This window comes from Mesorhizobium sp. M0174 (assembly GCF_040322275.1).
GTDB lineage: Bacteria > Pseudomonadota > Alphaproteobacteria > Rhizobiales > Rhizobiaceae > Mesorhizobium.
On sequence record NZ_JAMYTB010000011.1, the window covers coordinates 1 to 17,047 of the forward strand.

At 59.2% G+C, this 17,047-nt stretch carries 14 protein-coding genes; 8 read left to right on the forward strand and 6 right to left on the reverse strand.

All coding sequences use genetic code 11. The features are described from left to right. Window positions 1-716 (forward strand): hypothetical protein (locus tag NKJ13_RS21070; protein WP_352778086.1); only part of this gene is annotated, 716 nt, incomplete at its 5' end. A 701-nt stretch (window positions 717-1,417) separates the two neighbouring features. Here NKJ13_RS21070 and NKJ13_RS21075 read toward each other — a convergent pair. Further along, on the reverse strand, window positions 1,418-1,927 hold the full coding sequence (locus NKJ13_RS21075; RefSeq protein WP_352457928.1) for a ferritin-like domain-containing protein: 510 nt from the start codon (window positions 1,925-1,927) through the stop codon (window positions 1,418-1,420). Window positions 1,928-2,582: 655 nt separating this feature from the next. Between NKJ13_RS21075 and NKJ13_RS21080 the strand changes: the two genes are divergently transcribed. Further along, entirely contained in the window at window positions 2,583-2,936 is a 354-nt protein-coding gene (locus NKJ13_RS21080) for a hypothetical protein (protein ID WP_352778088.1), read from the forward strand. Window positions 2,937-4,101: 1,165 nt separating this feature from the next. After that, complete coding sequence (locus tag NKJ13_RS21085) at window positions 4,102-4,317, forward strand: hypothetical protein (protein WP_352778090.1); 216 nt, start codon at window positions 4,102-4,104, stop codon at window positions 4,315-4,317. A gap of 1,276 nt (window positions 4,318-5,593) precedes the next feature. Here the strand turns inward: NKJ13_RS21085 and NKJ13_RS21090 are convergent. Both NKJ13_RS21090 and NKJ13_RS21095 read right to left on the reverse strand, forming a co-directional pair. Further along, complete coding sequence (locus NKJ13_RS21090; protein WP_352778092.1) at window positions 5,594-6,187, reverse strand: type II toxin-antitoxin system VapC family toxin; 594 nt, start codon at window positions 6,185-6,187, stop codon at window positions 5,594-5,596. Further along, complete coding sequence (locus NKJ13_RS21095) at window positions 6,177-6,473, reverse strand: hypothetical protein (protein WP_352468047.1); 297 nt, start codon at window positions 6,471-6,473, stop codon at window positions 6,177-6,179. The genes NKJ13_RS21090 and NKJ13_RS21095 overlap by 11 nt, the downstream gene beginning before the upstream one ends. Window positions 6,474-6,746: 273 nt before the next feature. Here NKJ13_RS21095 and NKJ13_RS21100 point away from each other — a divergent pair, with 273 nt between their 5' ends. The 4 genes from NKJ13_RS21100 to repC all read left to right on the forward strand — a co-directional run bounded on the left by NKJ13_RS21100 (window position 6,747) and on the right by repC (window position 12,594). Next, window positions 6,747-7,877, forward strand: coding sequence for a site-specific integrase (locus tag NKJ13_RS21100; RefSeq protein ID WP_352778094.1), 1,131 nt, complete (start codon window positions 6,747-6,749; stop codon window positions 7,875-7,877). Window positions 7,878-8,883: 1,006 nt separating this feature from the next. Continuing rightward, complete coding sequence (gene repA, locus NKJ13_RS21105) at window positions 8,884-10,065, forward strand: plasmid partitioning protein RepA (protein ID WP_024927411.1); 1,182 nt, start codon at window positions 8,884-8,886, stop codon at window positions 10,063-10,065. Beyond that, window positions 10,062-11,096 (forward strand): plasmid partitioning protein RepB, encoded by a 1,035-nt coding sequence (repB, locus tag NKJ13_RS21110; protein WP_352778096.1) that lies wholly within the window; start codon window positions 10,062-10,064, stop codon window positions 11,094-11,096. Before repA ends, repB begins: the two co-directional genes overlap by 4 nt. Before the next feature lie 154 nt (window positions 11,097-11,250). Continuing rightward, window positions 11,251-12,594, forward strand: a complete 1,344-nt coding sequence (gene repC / locus NKJ13_RS21115; RefSeq protein ID WP_352778097.1) for a plasmid replication protein RepC — start codon at window positions 11,251-11,253, stop codon at window positions 12,592-12,594. A 306-nt stretch (window positions 12,595-12,900) separates the two neighbouring features. Here repC and NKJ13_RS21120 read toward each other — a convergent pair whose 3' ends face one another. Then, window positions 12,901-13,833: a recombinase family protein gene (locus NKJ13_RS21120; protein WP_352778099.1), complete on the reverse strand. Its 933-nt coding sequence runs from the start codon at window positions 13,831-13,833 to the stop codon at window positions 12,901-12,903. A gap of 285 nt (window positions 13,834-14,118) precedes the next feature. Between NKJ13_RS21120 and NKJ13_RS21125 the strand changes: the two genes are divergently transcribed. After that, window positions 14,119-15,252 (forward strand): RHE_PE00001 family protein, encoded by a 1,134-nt coding sequence (locus tag NKJ13_RS21125; RefSeq protein ID WP_352778102.1) that lies wholly within the window; start codon window positions 14,119-14,121, stop codon window positions 15,250-15,252. 103 nt (window positions 15,253-15,355) lie between these two features. Here NKJ13_RS21125 and NKJ13_RS21130 read toward each other — a convergent pair whose 3' ends face one another. After that, window positions 15,356-15,940, reverse strand: a complete 585-nt coding sequence (locus NKJ13_RS21130; protein WP_352778105.1) for a hypothetical protein — start codon at window positions 15,938-15,940, stop codon at window positions 15,356-15,358. Between the two features lie 21 nt (window positions 15,941-15,961). Then, window positions 15,962-17,041: a hypothetical protein gene (locus NKJ13_RS21135; RefSeq protein ID WP_352778107.1), complete on the reverse strand. Its 1,080-nt coding sequence runs from the start codon at window positions 17,039-17,041 to the stop codon at window positions 15,962-15,964. Window positions 17,042-17,047: the final 6 nt, after the last annotated feature.

Below are 17,047 nucleotides of genomic sequence, written 5' to 3' on the forward strand. Positions count from 1 at the left end.
CCCGGGCTAAGCTCGCCGAGGACTTGTCGACACTTCGGTCGCCAAACACGCTCTCCGAATTTACCGATGATTTGAAACACGAAGCGCTTGAGGCAAAGGATGCGCTGGTGGAGAAAGCAAGAGCCTCAATGCAATCGGTGGCGCAGGCGATTATTGACGATCTCAAGGCCAAGGCGGCTGCCAATCCGAGCGCTGCTTTGGCGATTGGGGCCGGTTTGGGGTGGCGTTTCCTCCGCCATCCGCCGATCGCAACCGCACTCGTCGGAGCGGGATTGATCAGCTTGTTGCGGACCAATTCAGCCCGGCCACCCAGCGAGCAGCAGGTTGATCACCTATCGTACGCCAAGGAGCGCCTGAAGGAGCAATCTAGCGATTTGGCGGAAAGCGTCAGTGATTTCGCTCTTGAAACGGCTGGCAAAATAAAACGCGAAGCTGCCGAGTTGACCGGCGTGGCCAAGGAAACTGTTAAAGAGAAGACAGAACGTCTGGCTGCGGGTATCCGCCATAGCGGCGTTGGGCCGCACCAGGGCGAGACTGTCGCAAAAGCATCCGCACCCTTCGATGAAGCTTCGTTAGCTGTTCAAGACGCATCGGGCAATGAGCATACCGAGGACAAACTCCTTCTGGCGGCGGCGGGTTTGGCAGTCGCCGCGGCTGTCGGCTTTGCCTATCAACGACGTCTGAATGAGCAGATGGACACCGACCGAACTGGATGAGCGTAGACAGAGGTCATTGCAGAGAAACAGTCGTCCTGAAGGCAAAGTATGATGCCGCGCTCACATTTATCAGTCCCGACGAGTTCAGCCATCGGATTGCATATTCTGGAACCACGGACGGCGCGATGACGATGCGCACGGCGGAGAAGATCGGACAAAGCGGTCAACCCCTTCGAGCATGATGATCGTCGGCCGGTCGGTCACGGCCTTCAGCGAAACCGCCAGCGACCGGCTGAAGCGGAATTCACCCCGAACCGTGTGCTGCCGACCCCATAACGTGAGCGTAACGGCGCGCTCTGTCCGCTGTCAGGACGAACTTTCTTCGATCCGGCTTGGCGCTGCCGGTGCCCGCGCACGCACTGCTCAGTGATCAGGGACGAGTGTTCTCGGGCATTCCGCTATCGCGACCTCGTTTCGAACGTTTTAGCACGCCCCCTCAAGCTTGATCTCGCCGAGCGCTGCGCTAGCCCTTCCGACCCTGGCTAGTGCCAATGCGTATTCGACCAGGCTTGCGCAGACGAACGCTTCAACTCTCTAAGTGACGACGCCGCAATATTAGCATCGCTCGTCGTTGTAATTTCTCGAAATCCGCAGCTCGGGACCGCCTGCTAGGCGTGTTCGTTGCCCAGCGTTCACGAAGGGGGACGCGCTAGCGGACGAATCCCGATCACCCAGTTCACGGTCACTACGTTCCTACCCGATCACCGCTTGGCGCTGTCGCTGTCCGCTTCGGCCCGCGCAAGGAACTGCTCGGTCGTCGAGGGAAGACGGGTTTTCAGCCAATCCGCCATCGCGACTTCCTCTCGCAGATTCTCTTCGCAAACCCGAAGAGCCTCCGTTTCGCCGAGCGATCGAGCAGCGGCAATCAGGATCGTGTAGGAGGCGATTTCCATGTGCTCGAACGTGTAGCTCGCGAGCGATCCTTTCATCACCTCGTCTCCAGCGAAGACGCCGCTCAGCGATTGCGCCATCGCCGTCAGCTTACCGCCAGCGTCCTTCATCGTGGATGAACCCTCGTCCATCTGATCGAGACAAGTCTTCAGCCGAGCAGCCTGCTGCTTCGTCTCGTCGAGGTGCTGTCGGATCCGGTCGCTCAGCTCGGGATAGTTCTCGATGCGACCCAACTGCCCGTTCAACATCGTTTCGGCCTGCTCTTCCATGGCATGGGCATCTCTAAGCCATTGGACAAACCATTCGCGGCTTTCTGACATCTCGAATCTCCTTTGCGATCTAAGGAAACTTTCAGAAGAGGACATTGTTCCGGAGTAGAGCCCGCCGAACGGGCCTTGACCGTCGCAGAGATCAGCGTCGTGGCGGGTCTCAATTCACCTCGCGAAAAATCCTGCAGCGATGCGTGGAAAAGGCCAAGATCGCGGAAGATCGGCGCAAGGAAAACGGCCCGTGAACGCTCGCCGCTGCGCCGCTCCATCACAAAGTCCAACTGGCACTGGCCGCTTCCTGGCCATCCGACGCGGCGACATACGGCGACATATTGAAGGTCCCGCATGGCATACTGCGACCGCTGCATGTCGTTCCCGGCAAGTAAGAACGGAAGGCAGATGAAGCTACCAGCGCTCGGCGAAGCTGAAGTGGATTCTCCACGAGGCGCTGATCGCGGCCGCTGGCGCTCCGCATTGAGCCTTGTGCCTCACCGCGCCACCGCAGTCACAAGGAACGCGACGGCCTCTCCGCTCGTTGATTGCTTTTCGACTCGAGCCGCCGTCATGAGGTTCTAATATACGCCGGCCATCCTAAGGCTGACCTACGACCAGAGTTACAAAAGTTGAACGTCATCGGGGAACACTCCTTCTGTCTGCCTGTTCAATTTGCCAGGCGCATCCCGCGCATTCAGACAGGAGAAAGAAGATGAAACGCATCCTTTTGGCTTCGGCCGTGCTGGCGGTGTCGGCCGGGCTTTCCTTTGCCCAGACGACCAGCGGAACTTCGAGCGGAAGCTCGACCAGCGGAACCTCGACCACCACAACCATGCCCAGTACGACGGATCAGGGCACCGGCACGACGAGCAGCGGCACCAACATGTCCGGCGATCAGGGCACCGACACGACGACCACCAGCGGCACCACGAATCCGAACTCGGCCAGGGACTGCGCGCCCGGCCAGCAGACTGGCAGCGCTCAGCAGGCGGCGCCTGGTCAGCAGGACACGGCAGCCAACACCGCCGCGCCGGGCCAGGTGAAAAAGACCGACGAAGGTTGCTGATTGGCACATCGGCTCAGGTTGGAATCACCAGCGTGTGGCTGGCTGATCTCCCCCGACCACCGCCTGAACTCAACTCGGCTGGCGAGCAAGTTCCCGCCAGCCGAGCATCAGTTCAGGAACCTTTGCGCTTGCTTGTGCTTTCAGTGGGGCACGCGTGGTTTCTTTTGCTTTCGGTCAGATAGATATCCGTCTGCTCGCGCATCTTGCCTGAAGGGAGCTGCGGTCGCGCTCAGAGGAGAGCCGCGCTGTATTGCCGATAGCGCTAGAGCGAAGAAGCCCTACGGCAACCGGCAGTTGGACTGACACCAAGTTGGCTCCGAGAGCGTTGGGAACAGCCTGGCACGGCACGTTGCTCAGTTTGGACCTTCGCAAAGGATGCATGGAATGGCGAAAGACGTTTCTCGCGAGGAAGAGCAACGCGGCACCGGAAAGGTCCTCATCTGGGGCGCCGCGGTCGCCCTTGTTCTCTTTGTTGCCCTGCTGGCCATATTCGTTCTGGGGTAGTCCTGACTGCTGCAGCAGGATCTAACTTGGGTGCACGACGTTCTGAGCCTAGAGAGCTGCAGAGCCTACTTGGATCTTGAGCACCGTGGGGTTGAATGCAAGCTCCCGTGTGGTGCAAGTGACTGCTAGGCTTTCGCGGTTTTGGTGTCCTCTTCGGTTTAGATGCCGCGGCCGACGTCACAGCAAGTGCGGCCTTCAGGCGCTGCTCCCGAAGCCGCGGTCTTTGCGTCTCGTGCCGCAGGCTCAATGTCGGTCAATCCTCGTGCAGCATCCGAGGCGCGCTCGTCTCCTGGCTTGTCTTTCTTTCTCGGTAGGCAACTTCCTACACTCCGATGTGCCAGCACAGTCGGCTGTCGGCACCCAACCATGGTCGCCATATCATATTCCACGCCAACAGAAAAAACCCGCCTCGACTGCCGCTAAGCGCGCGCATCCCCGCCTCTGGAACGCTTCAAACACTTTGCCCTTGTTAAGGCACCTACAGGAGCCGGGCATGAGAGTATTCTGCCGAGTTTTGGGGCTAGCCGTGTTCGCCTTGTAGAATTCTGCCGTGCAGTCATTTGCTCAGACCGAGCAGCAAGATCTGCCGGGGCAAGGCGCATCACCCACAACCGAAGATGCGCAGGATGTCGGCGTCGACGTTTCGCTTGGCAGGCACGAAGTGAAACAGCAGATCGCACGGGAGCTTGGAATCTCCGAGGTGGAAGTGCCTCTGGCAGTTCATGTGCCTATCGAGCTCGCCAAGCGGGTCTGCGAGAAAGAGGTATTCGACGCACGCGCCAATGTGAACCGAAGCTGCACCGCGACGAAATACATCCCGGAAATTGCCGAAGCAGCACGAAATCGTCCGCAAACCTCTGCCGTTCCGGAGCAATAGGCGAAGACGAATACTATGGGATAAAGAAGGGGTGCTTGGCTACTCTGGGCGATCGACAAAGCGCCGCCCCGAAAGTGTGGAGCGCTTGCGCGTAAGTTTTCAGGCAGCGTCGATACCGCTTGGCTTCCCCAGAGGATGAATCAGTTTGGGGCCGTATGCTTCGACAAAAGACGCACACCAGATTGCGAAGGCAACTTCGACCAGTAGAGGTGGACACTGCTTGTTAGCAGCATCTTGATGATCGCCAAACTGACGAGCTTCTCTGGTCAGCATAGTAGCTTTTTGAGACTCCCGGCCCTTTTAGGTATACTTTCCCCTGACTGTCGACAATTGTTAGGGCGTCGTCAGCTGTGAGCGACCATCGCGCTTCCGCCCCGATCGGGAGACAGCGCAGATGGAAACCTCGTTCAAGAACGAACTGTTGCGGCGCCTGAGCGCGCCGGATCTGACATTGCTGCAGCCTCACCTCGAAGGCCGTCACTTGGGACTGACGACGCACCTGGAGCAGGCCTCGGTCCCGATTGACACCTCGATTTCTTCGAGAGCGGTCTCGGGTCAATGGTGCCGAAGCTTCGGGCTGAGGTCGAGGCCGAGGTTGGCATTATTGGCTTTGACGGTATGACCGGATCAGCCCTGGTCATGGGTGAGGACCGGTCCCCGCACGATTGCTTGTTCAATTGAAGGCTGAAGCTATTGCTATAGACGCGCGTTGGCGGATCGTTCTTATGGGCAGCCCGAGGCGGAATACATCCGACTGATCGGGACGCCCCGTTGCTCATGATGTCACCCGTGCTGCCCTCTCTCCCGTCGCTGACCACATTCGGGAGGTGGCGATTGGCACCTGTCAGGACGTTTGTCCAACGGTATGAAACCGCAGTGTCGATTCAGGACAGGATCGTTGAACATTGCAAGGAGGTCGGATTAACACCGCAAGCAGATGAAGCTTTTTTGCAGGCCTTGTGGTTGTCGCTGGCGAAGGCCAGGACGGCCTTGTGCGTGAGGTCCCCCCGGCACCGCTGCAAGCGCACCTGGCCGGCCGCTCTAGTCCTGGACAATTGCCGACCTCGTCGCTGGTCAGCATGCCAGAATGTCGATGGCGGAAGCCATGAGGACCCCGATTGTTGCCTTATCGTTCGTTTTTGGCATTACGTTAGAAATGGCCGCTGTCGCCCGCGGTTCAACGGTCGCAGGAGAGTGTCAGCGACCTTTTTGAAGACTGGTGGTCATTAAAGGAGGTTGGACGATCACGGTGCACGGGCATCTGCCACAGACGCTTTCAACCCTGCGGGCGCAAGTCTGTCACCGGCCGGTAGAAGATCACACGCACCGACGGAACAAGCTGGTTGAGGTAATCGAAATCCCCAACATTGCCGGTCAGGACCGTCGCGCCCAGCAGACCGGCCTGGTGAAAGATCAGCGCATCGTTGAGGAAGCGGCGTTCATGGCCCTCCCCTTTCGGCAGACGGCTCAGCCGGAACAGCAGGCCGGCAAGCATGCCGGCGCGTCCCCAGGCGGTGGCGTCGGGTACATGCAGCCGGTGCACGGGAATGTCTTCAATCGTACCTGCAACCACTTTCAGGACCGACTTCGTCGTGGGGTGCGCTGGGTCGAGCCGGCCGAACAGGTGGCTGAGCTCGGCAAGGCAGACGGCCGAGTGCTGACAGAACCTATAGATCAGAAGGTCATCGACCACTTTGGGCGTGCGCCCCTGAAGGACATCCAGATAGACGCTCGTGTCGAGAAGCAATGCACCGCCGACAGGCGGCTGGTCCCCTGCCCAGGACAGAGCGGAATCCGGCCGCCGTTCCAGCCCGCCGGCACGCCGCTGTGGTTTGAGGGAACGCAGTGCGCTCCCGAGATCAAACGCCAAGATCAATGTCTGCGGAGATGCTGCCCTTGCGGCGGACGAGCTGGGCGCCAAAATCGTCCTCGAGGGCCAGCCGCGACAAGGCGAGCTCCAGCAGCTCAGTGTCGGAGGTCACATGAGCGCGCTTCTTTGCCGCCTCGATCAATTCCGACGGCACCCTCCCGGAAAGGCGTGTGTTCTTGGCCGCGCCGAGAAGGCCGACCGCCCTCGCCTGCTCAAGCACCAGACGGTTCCGGGTGTGGGCGATCCGCTCCTCGCTTTCGGCTGCCGTTGCGCCACGTACGCTCATCCTGGATTCTCCTGTTGAACGAAACATAAGGGATGTTGAACATGAAGGCAAGGATCGGCACTGAGAAAGAGGGCCCTAGGAGGGTCAACACTGGATCGGACATGGTGTCGCCCGGTCATGCTAAAGCACGACCCAGCGTGTGGTCGTACGCGACCGGCGCAAATCTCGGGAGCTACTGGTCAAGCACCTCGCGGTGGACAATTGGGCGCTTTGGTCGCACGTTGGGGCTCTCAGAATCGCACATCTGTGACATTCAAATGATCGAGAGTTTCGATGGGCAGTCCCCGTAATTTCATGACGCCCATCGACGCGGTCGACACCAGCGACCTGCCTGACATTGTCGACGTCGTCATGGAAATGGGGCATCCGGATGAGGCTCCCGCTCCTCCCACGCAGGTCCTCGACTCGCGACAAGCATCACTGCCTGCCCATCTCGAAAAGCTGGCCGACCGCGCGCGCGATTACGTCGAGGCGGCGAGTTCGGCAAACACCCGTCGCGCCTATGCCGCCGACTGGAAGCATTTTTGCGCCTGGTGCCGGCGCCAGGCGTTTGATCCGCTGCCGCCAGATCCACAAGTCGTCGGCCTCTTCATCACGGCCCAGGCCTCAGGATCGGAACGGGACAAAAAGTCTGTGTCGACCATTGAGCGCCGCCTGTCGTCGCTGACCTGGAACTATACGCAACGCGGTCAACCGCTCGACCGGAAGGACCGGCATATCGCCACCGTGCTCGCCGGCATCCGCAATAAACACGCCTCCCCTCCCCGTCAAAAGGAAGCCATCCTGCGCGACGATCTTGTCGCCACGCTGGAAACGCTCGATCGTGGCACGCTGCGCGGTCTGCGCGGCCGCGCCATGTTGCTTTTGGGCTTCGCCGGCGGCTTGCGCCGCTCCGAAATCGTGGGCCTCGATGTTGCGCGCGATCAAACCGAGGACGGGTGCGGCTGGATTGAAGTTTTCCCGGACAAGGGCGTGCTGGTTACGCTGCGAGGCAAGACCGGCTGGCGCGAGGTCGAGATTGGCCGCGGCTCGTCCGATGCCACCTGCCCGGTCGTCGCCCTGCAGACCTGGCTGAAGCTGGCCCGCATCGCGCATGGCCCCCTCTTCCGCCGCGTCACGGGGCAGGGCAAAGCTGTGGGCGCCGAGCGGCTCAACGATCAGGAGGTGGCGCGGCTGGTCAAACGCGCGGCCTTGGCCGCCGGCGTGCGCGGTGATCTTTCCGAGGGCGAGCGCGGCCAAAAGTTTTCGGCCCACTCGCTGCGTGCCGGCCTCGCGTCCTCTGCCGAGGTTGACGAGCGCTACGTGCAGAAGCAGCTTGGTCACGCCTCGGCAGAGATGACACGCAAATACCAGCGCCGGCGCGATCGCTTCCGCGTCAATCTAACTAAGGCGTCAGGATTGTAGAGTGCGGTACGCCCCCCAGCCGCAGGTGACTCTGGATGCGCCAATCCACCCCGGCGCCACAGATCCAACCATTATGTTGATGGGTTTCCAAGGTTTATCGGTGCGGTCGCAAGCCTCCAACTTGAAGAGCTGTTCCCAGCTGGGAACTCAAAGTACGGGTTGTGGGAGAAGTTTGCTTCTCGATGAGTTCTCCAGGATCCTTCGCCGACACGTGGACTGGCCCCCGAGGGAAGTTGCCTGGCGACTGCGGGAGCCTCTTGCTCGACGCTGGAGGAAAGTGCGCGTGGACAGGACGCCCACGTGCCAAACGGTGCTGATTGCTGTCAAATCGCATGGGACGCCTGGCGACAGGTCCGAGCCGCTGAGTTGCCATTCGCGAGGGTCGCTCGGCCCGGAAGAAATGCCTCGTTGCAGGGTAGGGGCAGTGGGGCGTCTAACTTGTCAGCCTGGGGCGATCACCGAAGTGACATCGGAAGCGGCGCGGCATGGCTGCATCACAAACACAACCCATCGTCTCCGACGCAAAGGATGGTGACTCCCATAGGACTGCGCGAGCTCAGTGCCTCCGTCACAACGGGAATTTCGCCGCCGCGCCAAAGTGGGGGGAGGGGGTATCTCTCCATGCGCCGAAACCTACCTGCGCTTTTGTAGGTCGCTCGCGGCCGTACGCGGAAGCCAGAGGCCAACCGGTACACCAACGTCGACTATCTACGAGAACAAAACGGGCAACGGGGCCCGCCCGTGCCCCCATGCTGCGTAACCAACTTCATAGCTGTCTTTTTCAATGCCTGATGCGCAACTTTGACGGCACAGGGAAGCCAGCGATAGCGAAAAGTTCCCAGCTGGGAACTGCCCTGTGTCCATTTGCTCGAATTCTCCGAATCGGGCATACCTCCAGTAACGGAAAAACCGCGTAATTCGAAAAGTTGGCGTAGTTGGCGTGGCGTTAACAGCTTGTTAACCACAGTCGCTATCAATAGGCGCTGGGTGCAAGAGGAGAATCTGGGTGACGCGGCATCTAAGTAGCCTTCAGTTCATGAATACCTTTTCGACGAAACTCGAGAAGGCACTCAACAATCTTTCGCTGGCTCAGTATCCTCCAGATGCGATTCGTACGATGCGCAAATTCACTTCGACGGAAGTGGCAGCATTGCTAGGAGTGACTGAAGCTTACATACGGCAGGTCTCCTTAAAAGGGCAGGGGCCTGAGCCAGAGACAACGACCACCGGAAAGCGCTTATATTCTGTGGAGCAGGTGCTGGACCTTCGGATGCACCTGGCGGAAAAGGCACGGAAGAAATGGATCAATCCTCGTCGTGTTAAAGGCGAGGATTGCCAGATCATCGCGATCACGAACTTCAAAGGTGGATCGTCCAAGACAGCGACCACTATTCACTTGGGTCATTGGTTGGCACTACGTGGATATCGCGTTCTCGCAGTCGACATGGATCCCCAGGCGTCGTTGACAAGTCTGCAAGGAGCGTTACCCGGATTTGATTACCGAGAAGGTGACACCCTTTACTCAGCGATTCGGTTTGATGATCCGGTGCCAACGGAAAAGATTATCCATCAGACGCATATCATCGGATTCGACGTCATCTGCGCCGGTCTTGAGCTGACAGAATTCGAAACGGCCGTTACCCTTGAGATGCGCAAGAGCGGTGGAACCAGTTTTCTGCTTCGAGTGTCACAGGCCCTCGAACAGATCGTCGATAGCTACGACATCGTTCTTCTCGACTGTGCGCCGTCACTCAATTTCCTGACACTTTCGTCGCTCACTGCCGCTACCGGAGTCCTAATCCCAGTTCCAGCGCACATGCTCGATGTCGACTCCACAGGGAAGTTTTTGGAGTTGGCCGCATCTTATATGCAAATCCTGGATGAGGCTGGTGCAGGCGCACGTTGGGATTTCGCCAAATTCCTCATCACGAAGTTTGAGGCCAACGACCACCCGCAAGCCAACATGCAGGCCCTAATGCGCCAAGTGTTTGGCGAGGATTTACTTCTGAATTCAGTCTCCAAATCCACTGCGGTTGCGGACGCTCTCACTTGGAAGCAGAGCCTCTATGAAGTGCAACGATCGAGGTTTTCGGCACCTAAAACTTATGATCGTGCAATCGAATCGATCAATGCCGCGAACGCGGAAATAGAAAGCCTCATCACAATGGCATGGAGGCGTGAACAGTGAGCCGTAAAGATTCTAAGGGCATGTTTGCTGCTGTTTTGGGGCAACTCGGGGAGGACAATTCGGAGGAGGGCGTCAGCCGCCGCACGTCATCGCCGCACCTGATGAAGGTGGCGGCTGGTGTTCGCCAAATGCAAGAGCGTAGCGATATCGCCGACAAGTTACTGAAGTCAGGCGAACAGATCATTGAACTTGATCCCGACAAAATACGGCCGTCGTCTATCACCGATCGATATGATGACGCCTACGAGATTTCCGCCATTGCTGAGATCACTGAATCCATGCGGGAGCGCGGTCAGATTGTGCCTGGATTGGTTCGGCCAGTGCAAGGCAAGGATGGCGAGTTTCAAATCGTCTATGGTCGCAGAAGATTAGCGGCAGCTAAGCAGCTTGGGATCGGATTCAAAGCGGCCGTCCGCGAGTTAACTGATGAACAAGCAGTCATTTTCCAAGGCGAAGAAAACACCGCTCGAGAGGATCTTTCATACATTGAGAAGTGCGCTTTTGCGCTTGCGCAGCAGGAAGCGGGATACAAACGGGACACCATCTGCGCTTCGCTGTCGACAGGAAAATCGCATGTCTCCGAGATGATCAAAATCGCCTCATCGGTCGACAAGGAGATACTGCAATCGATTGGTAAAGCTCCCGGGATTGGTCGAGGACGATGGCAGGAATTCTCGAACCGCTATTCCATAGACGGCTCACCCGCAAAAGCTTTCGATCTTATTCGCAAAAACAAGTTCCGCGAGGCAACGTCCGACGAGAGATTCATTATTCTGCTTGAGACGCTTCCATCGGATCATAATGCGATCAAAGAACCTGCGGGTCCGGCCAAGCCATCAAAGCCCAAGATTGCTATGAAATCCTGGGCTGCTCCAGACAAAACAGTCAGCGTCAGCCTCAAAGACAACGGAAAAACTACCATGATTGCCGTGGGAGAGGCTGAAGGATCGCGTTTCGCAGCGTTTATCGCCGGACAACTGGACGACCTGTTTGAGGCCTTTCGGAAGTCCATCACGAAACAAGGAGTCTGAAACCGCAAAAGAAAAAGGCCCCCGAACGGCAAGCCGTGGAAGCCTCTCTCTGAACTAAGCACTCTGAGAATCGCATCTCCACGAATCACTGTCAAGAGTCATTGGCGTCGTTTTGGCGAGCAGGTTTCTTTTGCCTAATCGAGGGTGAAAGAAAATGGAGACGAATATTGCGACGACGCCCTTTGGGCGGCGGCCGATGACGCTTGGCATGATTTCAAGCCAAGTCACCGCAAGGGCCGTGCCGAAGGACGCGATCGTCCACAAATGGCATGTCTTCCAAGATATCAAGGATGCCAGGATCGCTCTGGGCGCCACTGATCGCGCTTTGGCTATTCTCGACGCGCTGTTGTCGTTCCATCCGGACACGGCACTTTATGGCGACAGTGAACTGGTTGTATGGCCATCCAACGAGCAGCTGATCCGCCGCGCCAATGGCATGCCCCCAACGACCTTACGGCGACACCTGGCCGTTCTGGTCGAGTGTGGATTGATCATCCGTCGGGACAGCCCAAACGGCAAGCGCTTCGCCCGGAAAGGGCAGGCGGGCGAGATCGAGCAAGCCTATGGCTTTGACATCTCGCCGATCGTGGCGCGCGCTGAGGAGTTCAAGGTTCTTGCGGAAGCGGTCAGATCTGAGAAGAAGGCCTTTCGTCTCGTTAAGGAGCGGCTAACCATATGCCGCCGTGACATCGTCAAGATGATCGACGCGGGGATTGAGGAAGGCGTGCCGGCGAACTGGGGCAGGGTCCAGCAGGCCTACCAGGCGATTGTTGGTCAGATACCACGCACTGCACCTAGGCAGACTCTCGAGGCTATTGCCGAAGAACTTGAAGGCCTTTGGGCTGAAGTGCGTGAAGTATTGGAATCATTTGTAAAAACACAGAAAGTGGACGCCAATGAGTCCCAAAATGGGCGCCACATACAGAATTCAAAACCAGACTCTAAATTTGAATCTGAAAGCGGCTCAGGAAATAAAGATGAAGCGGGCGGCAACGTTGCGGATACCGACAACGTACGGAGCCTACCGAAACGCGAACTGCCGCTAGGGATCGTGCTGGATGCCTGCCCGAACATGCTTTGGCTGGTGAAGGGCGGCGGCGGAATCCGCAACTGGCGTGAATTTCTGGCCGCGGCCGAGGTTGCCCGACCGTCCATGGGCGTCAGCCCGAGCGCCTGGGAGGAAGCGCGAACGGCAATGGGTGAGCAGCAGGCGGCGATTACCATTGCCGCGATCTACCAGCGGCAGGACCAGATCAACAGCGCCGGCGGTTATTTGCGCAGCCTGACAGATCGAGCAAAGGTCGGGAAGTTCTCGGTCTGGCCGATGGTGATGGCCTTGTTGCGGGCCAAGCTTGACGCGTCGAAGACGACCGGAACCGGAGCTGAAGCCGCTGCCGTCGATTTGGAGACTGCGGGCAAGGTTGTGCGCACCGAATCCCGGTTGGAAATCAGCGATGCCTTGCGACGCAGCCTCGACAGACCGGGGCGCGGATCATGATGAGGAGGGCGGGTTTTGATCCGCTCTATGAGCTTGAACGATCGCTGCAGCGCTTGTCGGGACGAGCGTCTTATGAGAGCATCGAAGGCATGAAAAACGAACACGACTGGGAGACCGACGCCCGATGAAACCGCCGGAATGGTGTGGTGGAACTCACTTGCCGAATTCGATCGTGCGACTTGGCTGGCGCGGGCCGGCAGCGCTTTTCCAGCTGATGGCCTGGGCCGTGTACGGGGATCTTGAGCGTCAGCCACGGACCGTAAACTGAGGACCATTCTGTAGCGGGATGACGTCCTTGTCCCTCGGTCAGCTCGCGGGTAGTTCAGCGACGAGACCAAGCCGGCGGGCTCGATCAAGCAGATTCTTGACTGATGAGGCCGACCATTTTGCGCTCCCTCGTGAGGTTCGCTCATGCAGGCGCTCGAGCTGGCCAGCGATGTCGCGTAGCGATAGGTCTGGGTTGGACTGCGAAATCCCTGCCACAAGGGTCATCAGGCGATCTTCGGGAGGCAGAAGAGACGCCCGCTTTAGCAGTGTGGATTCGGCCAGGTGCTCGGTGACGAGCCACCTCACTGCCCGCCGCAGTCGTTCAGGCGTCCACTCGAGGCCGCGCTGCTTCAGGACCCGAGCGATATCGTTCCAGTTGTGGTCTGGTCGCATCCGGCGGACCGTCGGAAGCCACTGGTTCATCGTTGATTGTAGCCGTCGGCCATAGGCTGCCTTTTGCACCGCTGTCATCTTCGCCAGGGCTTCGGGCCTGCGCTCCCGGATACCAGGATTGCCTGGCAGCCGCCCCTTCGATCGTGCAGCGATGATGCCGGCCTTGGTCCGCTCCGAAATCAGCGCACGCTCGAGCTGGGCAACGGCGCCGAGTACCTGTAGCGAAAACATGCCCTGTGGCGTCGACGTGTCGATTGGATCTCGGAGAGATCGGAAATGCGCGCCCTTCTCAGTCAGATCCTCGATCACCTGAAGAAGATGGCTGACCGAGCGCGCAAGGCGATCGAGACGCACGACGACCAGGACATCACCGGCGCTGATGTCGCTCATCAATCGCAGTAGGGCAGGGCGAGCTCTCGACGCACCGGATCCATGTTCCTGAACGACGACGTCGCAGCCGGCCGCTCGCAGCTCAATTTCCTGCGCTTCCGTCGCTTGTTCGTCCGTCGACACGCGCGCGTAGCCGATTTGCCGGCCCTTTGGTCGTCCGGAGCGTCGATCTTGCGCTTCACGGGCCATTTGCGGCGTCTCTCAGCATGGGAAAGAGGCGTGTGTACAAACACCGAAGATATCAACAAACGATCGTTTGTAAACGTCTCTAGCTGCCCTTTACATCGCTCCTACCGCTTCGATGAGCCGGTAAATCAACGTTTTTCGGCATCCTGAGCGTCCCAGGGCGGTAGCGCTGTACAGTCCCGATATGAGGTCATTATCGATAGTGATTTTTGTCCCTGAAGAAACACGACGTAAGTCCAGTGATGCCCTCACTAGCTTGACCAACGCGAATCAGCCATCATGAAAACAATGGCTTACACGTTCGACAAACTGCCCCTGGAAACCCTGATCGGGCCGGTTGCCCGCGCGACCGAGGTTTTGGTCCGCCTCGACGAGCGGGTCGCCCGTTCGCCGCTCCGCGACGGCTTTGTCGAGCGCCAGCATTTTGCCGACGCGGCTTCCGCGCTCTGGCTCGAGGGCGAGCTCGTCCACCTCGAGGACCTCGTGCTGCACGACGCCCACATGGACATCCGCACCCCGACCCACGAACTCACCCGCGCACATGCGGTGCTGCGAACCCGCCGGCGGATTTTTGCGCAAAAGCCGGACTGGGCGCTCAGCCGCGACGGTTTTTTGGCGCTGACCGGTCGCGGCGGCGCCATGCCGGCGGCGGCGGGCCAAAAAAGCTGGGACGGGGAGGGGGCTGGAACTGCCTCTGTGGAAGCCGATGATCGCGCTGACGCCGAGGCCGATCTGCTGGCCGAAGAATTTGCCGAGATCGATGCCGTCCTGGCGCGCTCATCCAGGATTCTGAATGGCGCCAACGTGCTGGCGAAAGCGGCGCGCCCGGACGACCGGCCGGAGCCGCAAAACGGCCTGATCTACGATCTCGACTGGAATGAAGAAGAACGGCTGGCCGAATGGCACGCTGTGCTCGCGGAAACGCGGGGGCAACCAGTCGTGCTGCGCGCTGCGGTCCTGCTCGAAGCCTGGTCCGACATCGAGGTGCTGCAGCATGCCGCGTGGCTCGGGCCGCTGCTCGTGGCTGGACTGCTGCGACAGGAAGGACTCGCCGCCAACCATCTCGCTTGCCTTCATCTCGGCGCGAAAAACATTCCGCGCGAGCGGCGGCGGGCGCGCAATCGGTCCGATCGGTTGCTGGCCTGCCTCGATGGAATCCACGACGCAGCGCTGGCTGGCCTGAAGGAACACGATCGGCTGGTGCTGGCAAAAAGCCAGATGGAACGGCGGCTCAAACAACGGCGCGCCAGCTCGAAACTGCCCGACCTGGTCGAGCTGGTACTCTCGCGGCCGCTCGTCTCGACGGGCATCATCCAGGAGCGGCTAAAGGTGACAAAACAGGGGGCGCTCAATCTGATCGGCGAGCTTGGCCTGCGTGAGATGACGGGGAGGGGGAGGTTTCGCGCATGGGGGGTGATTTGAGAGCAGAGCCAATGTGCGGACCTTGGTAGATGCCGTTGTGCATCCGTTGGTCGCTTCCTCGATCGGTACTCGTTCTGGTGGCGGCTGGATCGACATCAGCGCGTCATCCCTTGAGCTTCGCCAGCACCAGATCGTGCAACTCGGTTATCTGCGCATTGAGATCGGCAACGACATGGAGCGCCTCAGACGCGATATGCACCGCCTCGGCCGGCACGGGACTTTGGTTTCGGCCGATCGCGACGAGGCGACCTAGAGATCGGCGTAGCCCGTCTTTGCCAAACTTGCCGTATATGATCTGGTCAAGCTTTTGGGCTGCATGTATCCCGCAGGTTTCCCGCAGCGCGTCGCGGTAGCCGCTCAGATCCCGCATGCTTCGCTCAACCTCGTCAGCGGTCGCAGCAAGCATTTGCTCGATGCCACCAACATCTTCATTCGTGCCGGAACCCTCCGCAATCCGTTCGAGAAACTGTCGGGAGCCTGACGGAGAGAACATCAGCGCATCGAGATTTCGGGCTGCGCTCCGGGAGCGTCGTGCTCGCAAGCCACCAGCGACAAACTTGCCTCCGTCGCCGACCAGAGCCGCTACGTCACGCAGGCAGGCGATCAACTCGCGCAGCCCCTTCGCAAAGTCTGTCACCGAGCCGGGTATTGCAACCACCGTCTCTTTTTCTTCCTGCTTTGCCGTCATAGCCTCTCCTCCGATGTCAGTTCATGTTGTCGTGCGATCGTAACGCGTCAGAAAGAACCGGGCCGTCAGCAAGACGATATGGAGCCGAAAGGTGCTGTCCTCTTCGTCAGACAGCCCCGGATGTGACCCGTGCGGATGCAACCGCGCCATCAGGCCGTTGATGAAGCCTTTGCTGTGGTCGTCCCATTCATTCAGAGAGCGATCGAACAGCGGCGGTGACACGTTCGAGAGATGCGTTCGCCGTTCATGCCCGGGCTTCTTAGCGGCAGCTGCGCTGTCCATCTTCACCGCAAGATCATCGAACAGGCTCTCGATGAACGACCGGATCTGGCTATTGGCCGAAGCCCAATTGCCAGCTGCATGGTTCTTAAACGCTTGATCCAAGTGACCCTTTGCCGTGCTGAGGCCATGCCGGTCCAGCAGCCGCATCAGCTCGGCTTCCGCGTTGGGCAATCCGACATCTGCAGGCAATTCCCGCCGCAGTTCTCCTGCGGTGACGAAGAAGCCGTCCTGGCTGAGCGCCCGCCGGAGACGATCAAACTCAGGCCGCGACGCCGGCGGGGATGACCACGGGTGCTCAGGTTCCAGGGCAGGAAGGAACCGGATGGCACGCTCAACCAGGACGTTCTCCAAAATGCCATCATCGACCTGCCGCAGCGGATTGCGGTCGATATACCGCTTCAACTCCACCATTCGGCTCTTGGCGCTCCCATTGTTGGTAAGCTCGTCATAAATCTCCGGCCCGAATTCGGTGAACAGAGAGCTGATCTCCGCTTGCGTTAGACCGATCTCCAGCACGTCGATCGCGGCGATGATGGCGCGGCGGGAAAAGAGCGAACGGACTGCTTCCGGCAGAGGACCGAAATAGCGTTCGACGAGGGAATTCGCGTTCACCTCAAGAAACCGCCGCGCTTGCAGATCGGTCAGCGGCGAGAATTCGGTGACAACACCGTCATGGTCGGCGGCCACCTCGAAAAAGACGCCGGATGGCGTTCGGTAAAGGCGCCACCAGGCATCGGACATTTCATGTCCGTGGCTGCCTGTTGCGATCTCATCCGCTGTCTCGGTGTCGTACGTGAGACCTCTGATCATCTTCCTCAAAAGACC

Coding starts and splice junctions, on each gene's coding strand:
- NKJ13_RS21120 (WP_352778099.1), bottom strand. CDS start 13,833: ATGGCCCGTGAAGCGCAAGATCGACGCTCCGGACGACCAAAGGGCCGG.
- NKJ13_RS21130 (WP_352778105.1), bottom strand. CDS start 15,940: ATGACGGCAAAGCAGGAAGAAAAAGAGACGGTGGTTGCAATACCCGGC.
- NKJ13_RS21100 (WP_352778094.1), top strand. CDS start 6,747: ATGGGCAGTCCCCGTAATTTCATGACGCCCATCGACGCGGTCGACACC.
- NKJ13_RS21125 (WP_352778102.1), top strand. CDS start 14,119: ATGGCTTACACGTTCGACAAACTGCCCCTGGAAACCCTGATCGGGCCG.
- NKJ13_RS21080 (WP_352778088.1), top strand. CDS start 2,583: ATGAAACGCATCCTTTTGGCTTCGGCCGTGCTGGCGGTGTCGGCCGGG.
- NKJ13_RS21095 (WP_352468047.1), bottom strand. CDS start 6,473: ATGAGCGTACGTGGCGCAACGGCAGCCGAAAGCGAGGAGCGGATCGCC.
- NKJ13_RS21075 (WP_352457928.1), bottom strand. CDS start 1,927: ATGTCAGAAAGCCGCGAATGGTTTGTCCAATGGCTTAGAGATGCCCAT.
- repC (WP_352778097.1), top strand. CDS start 11,251: ATGGAGACGAATATTGCGACGACGCCCTTTGGGCGGCGGCCGATGACG.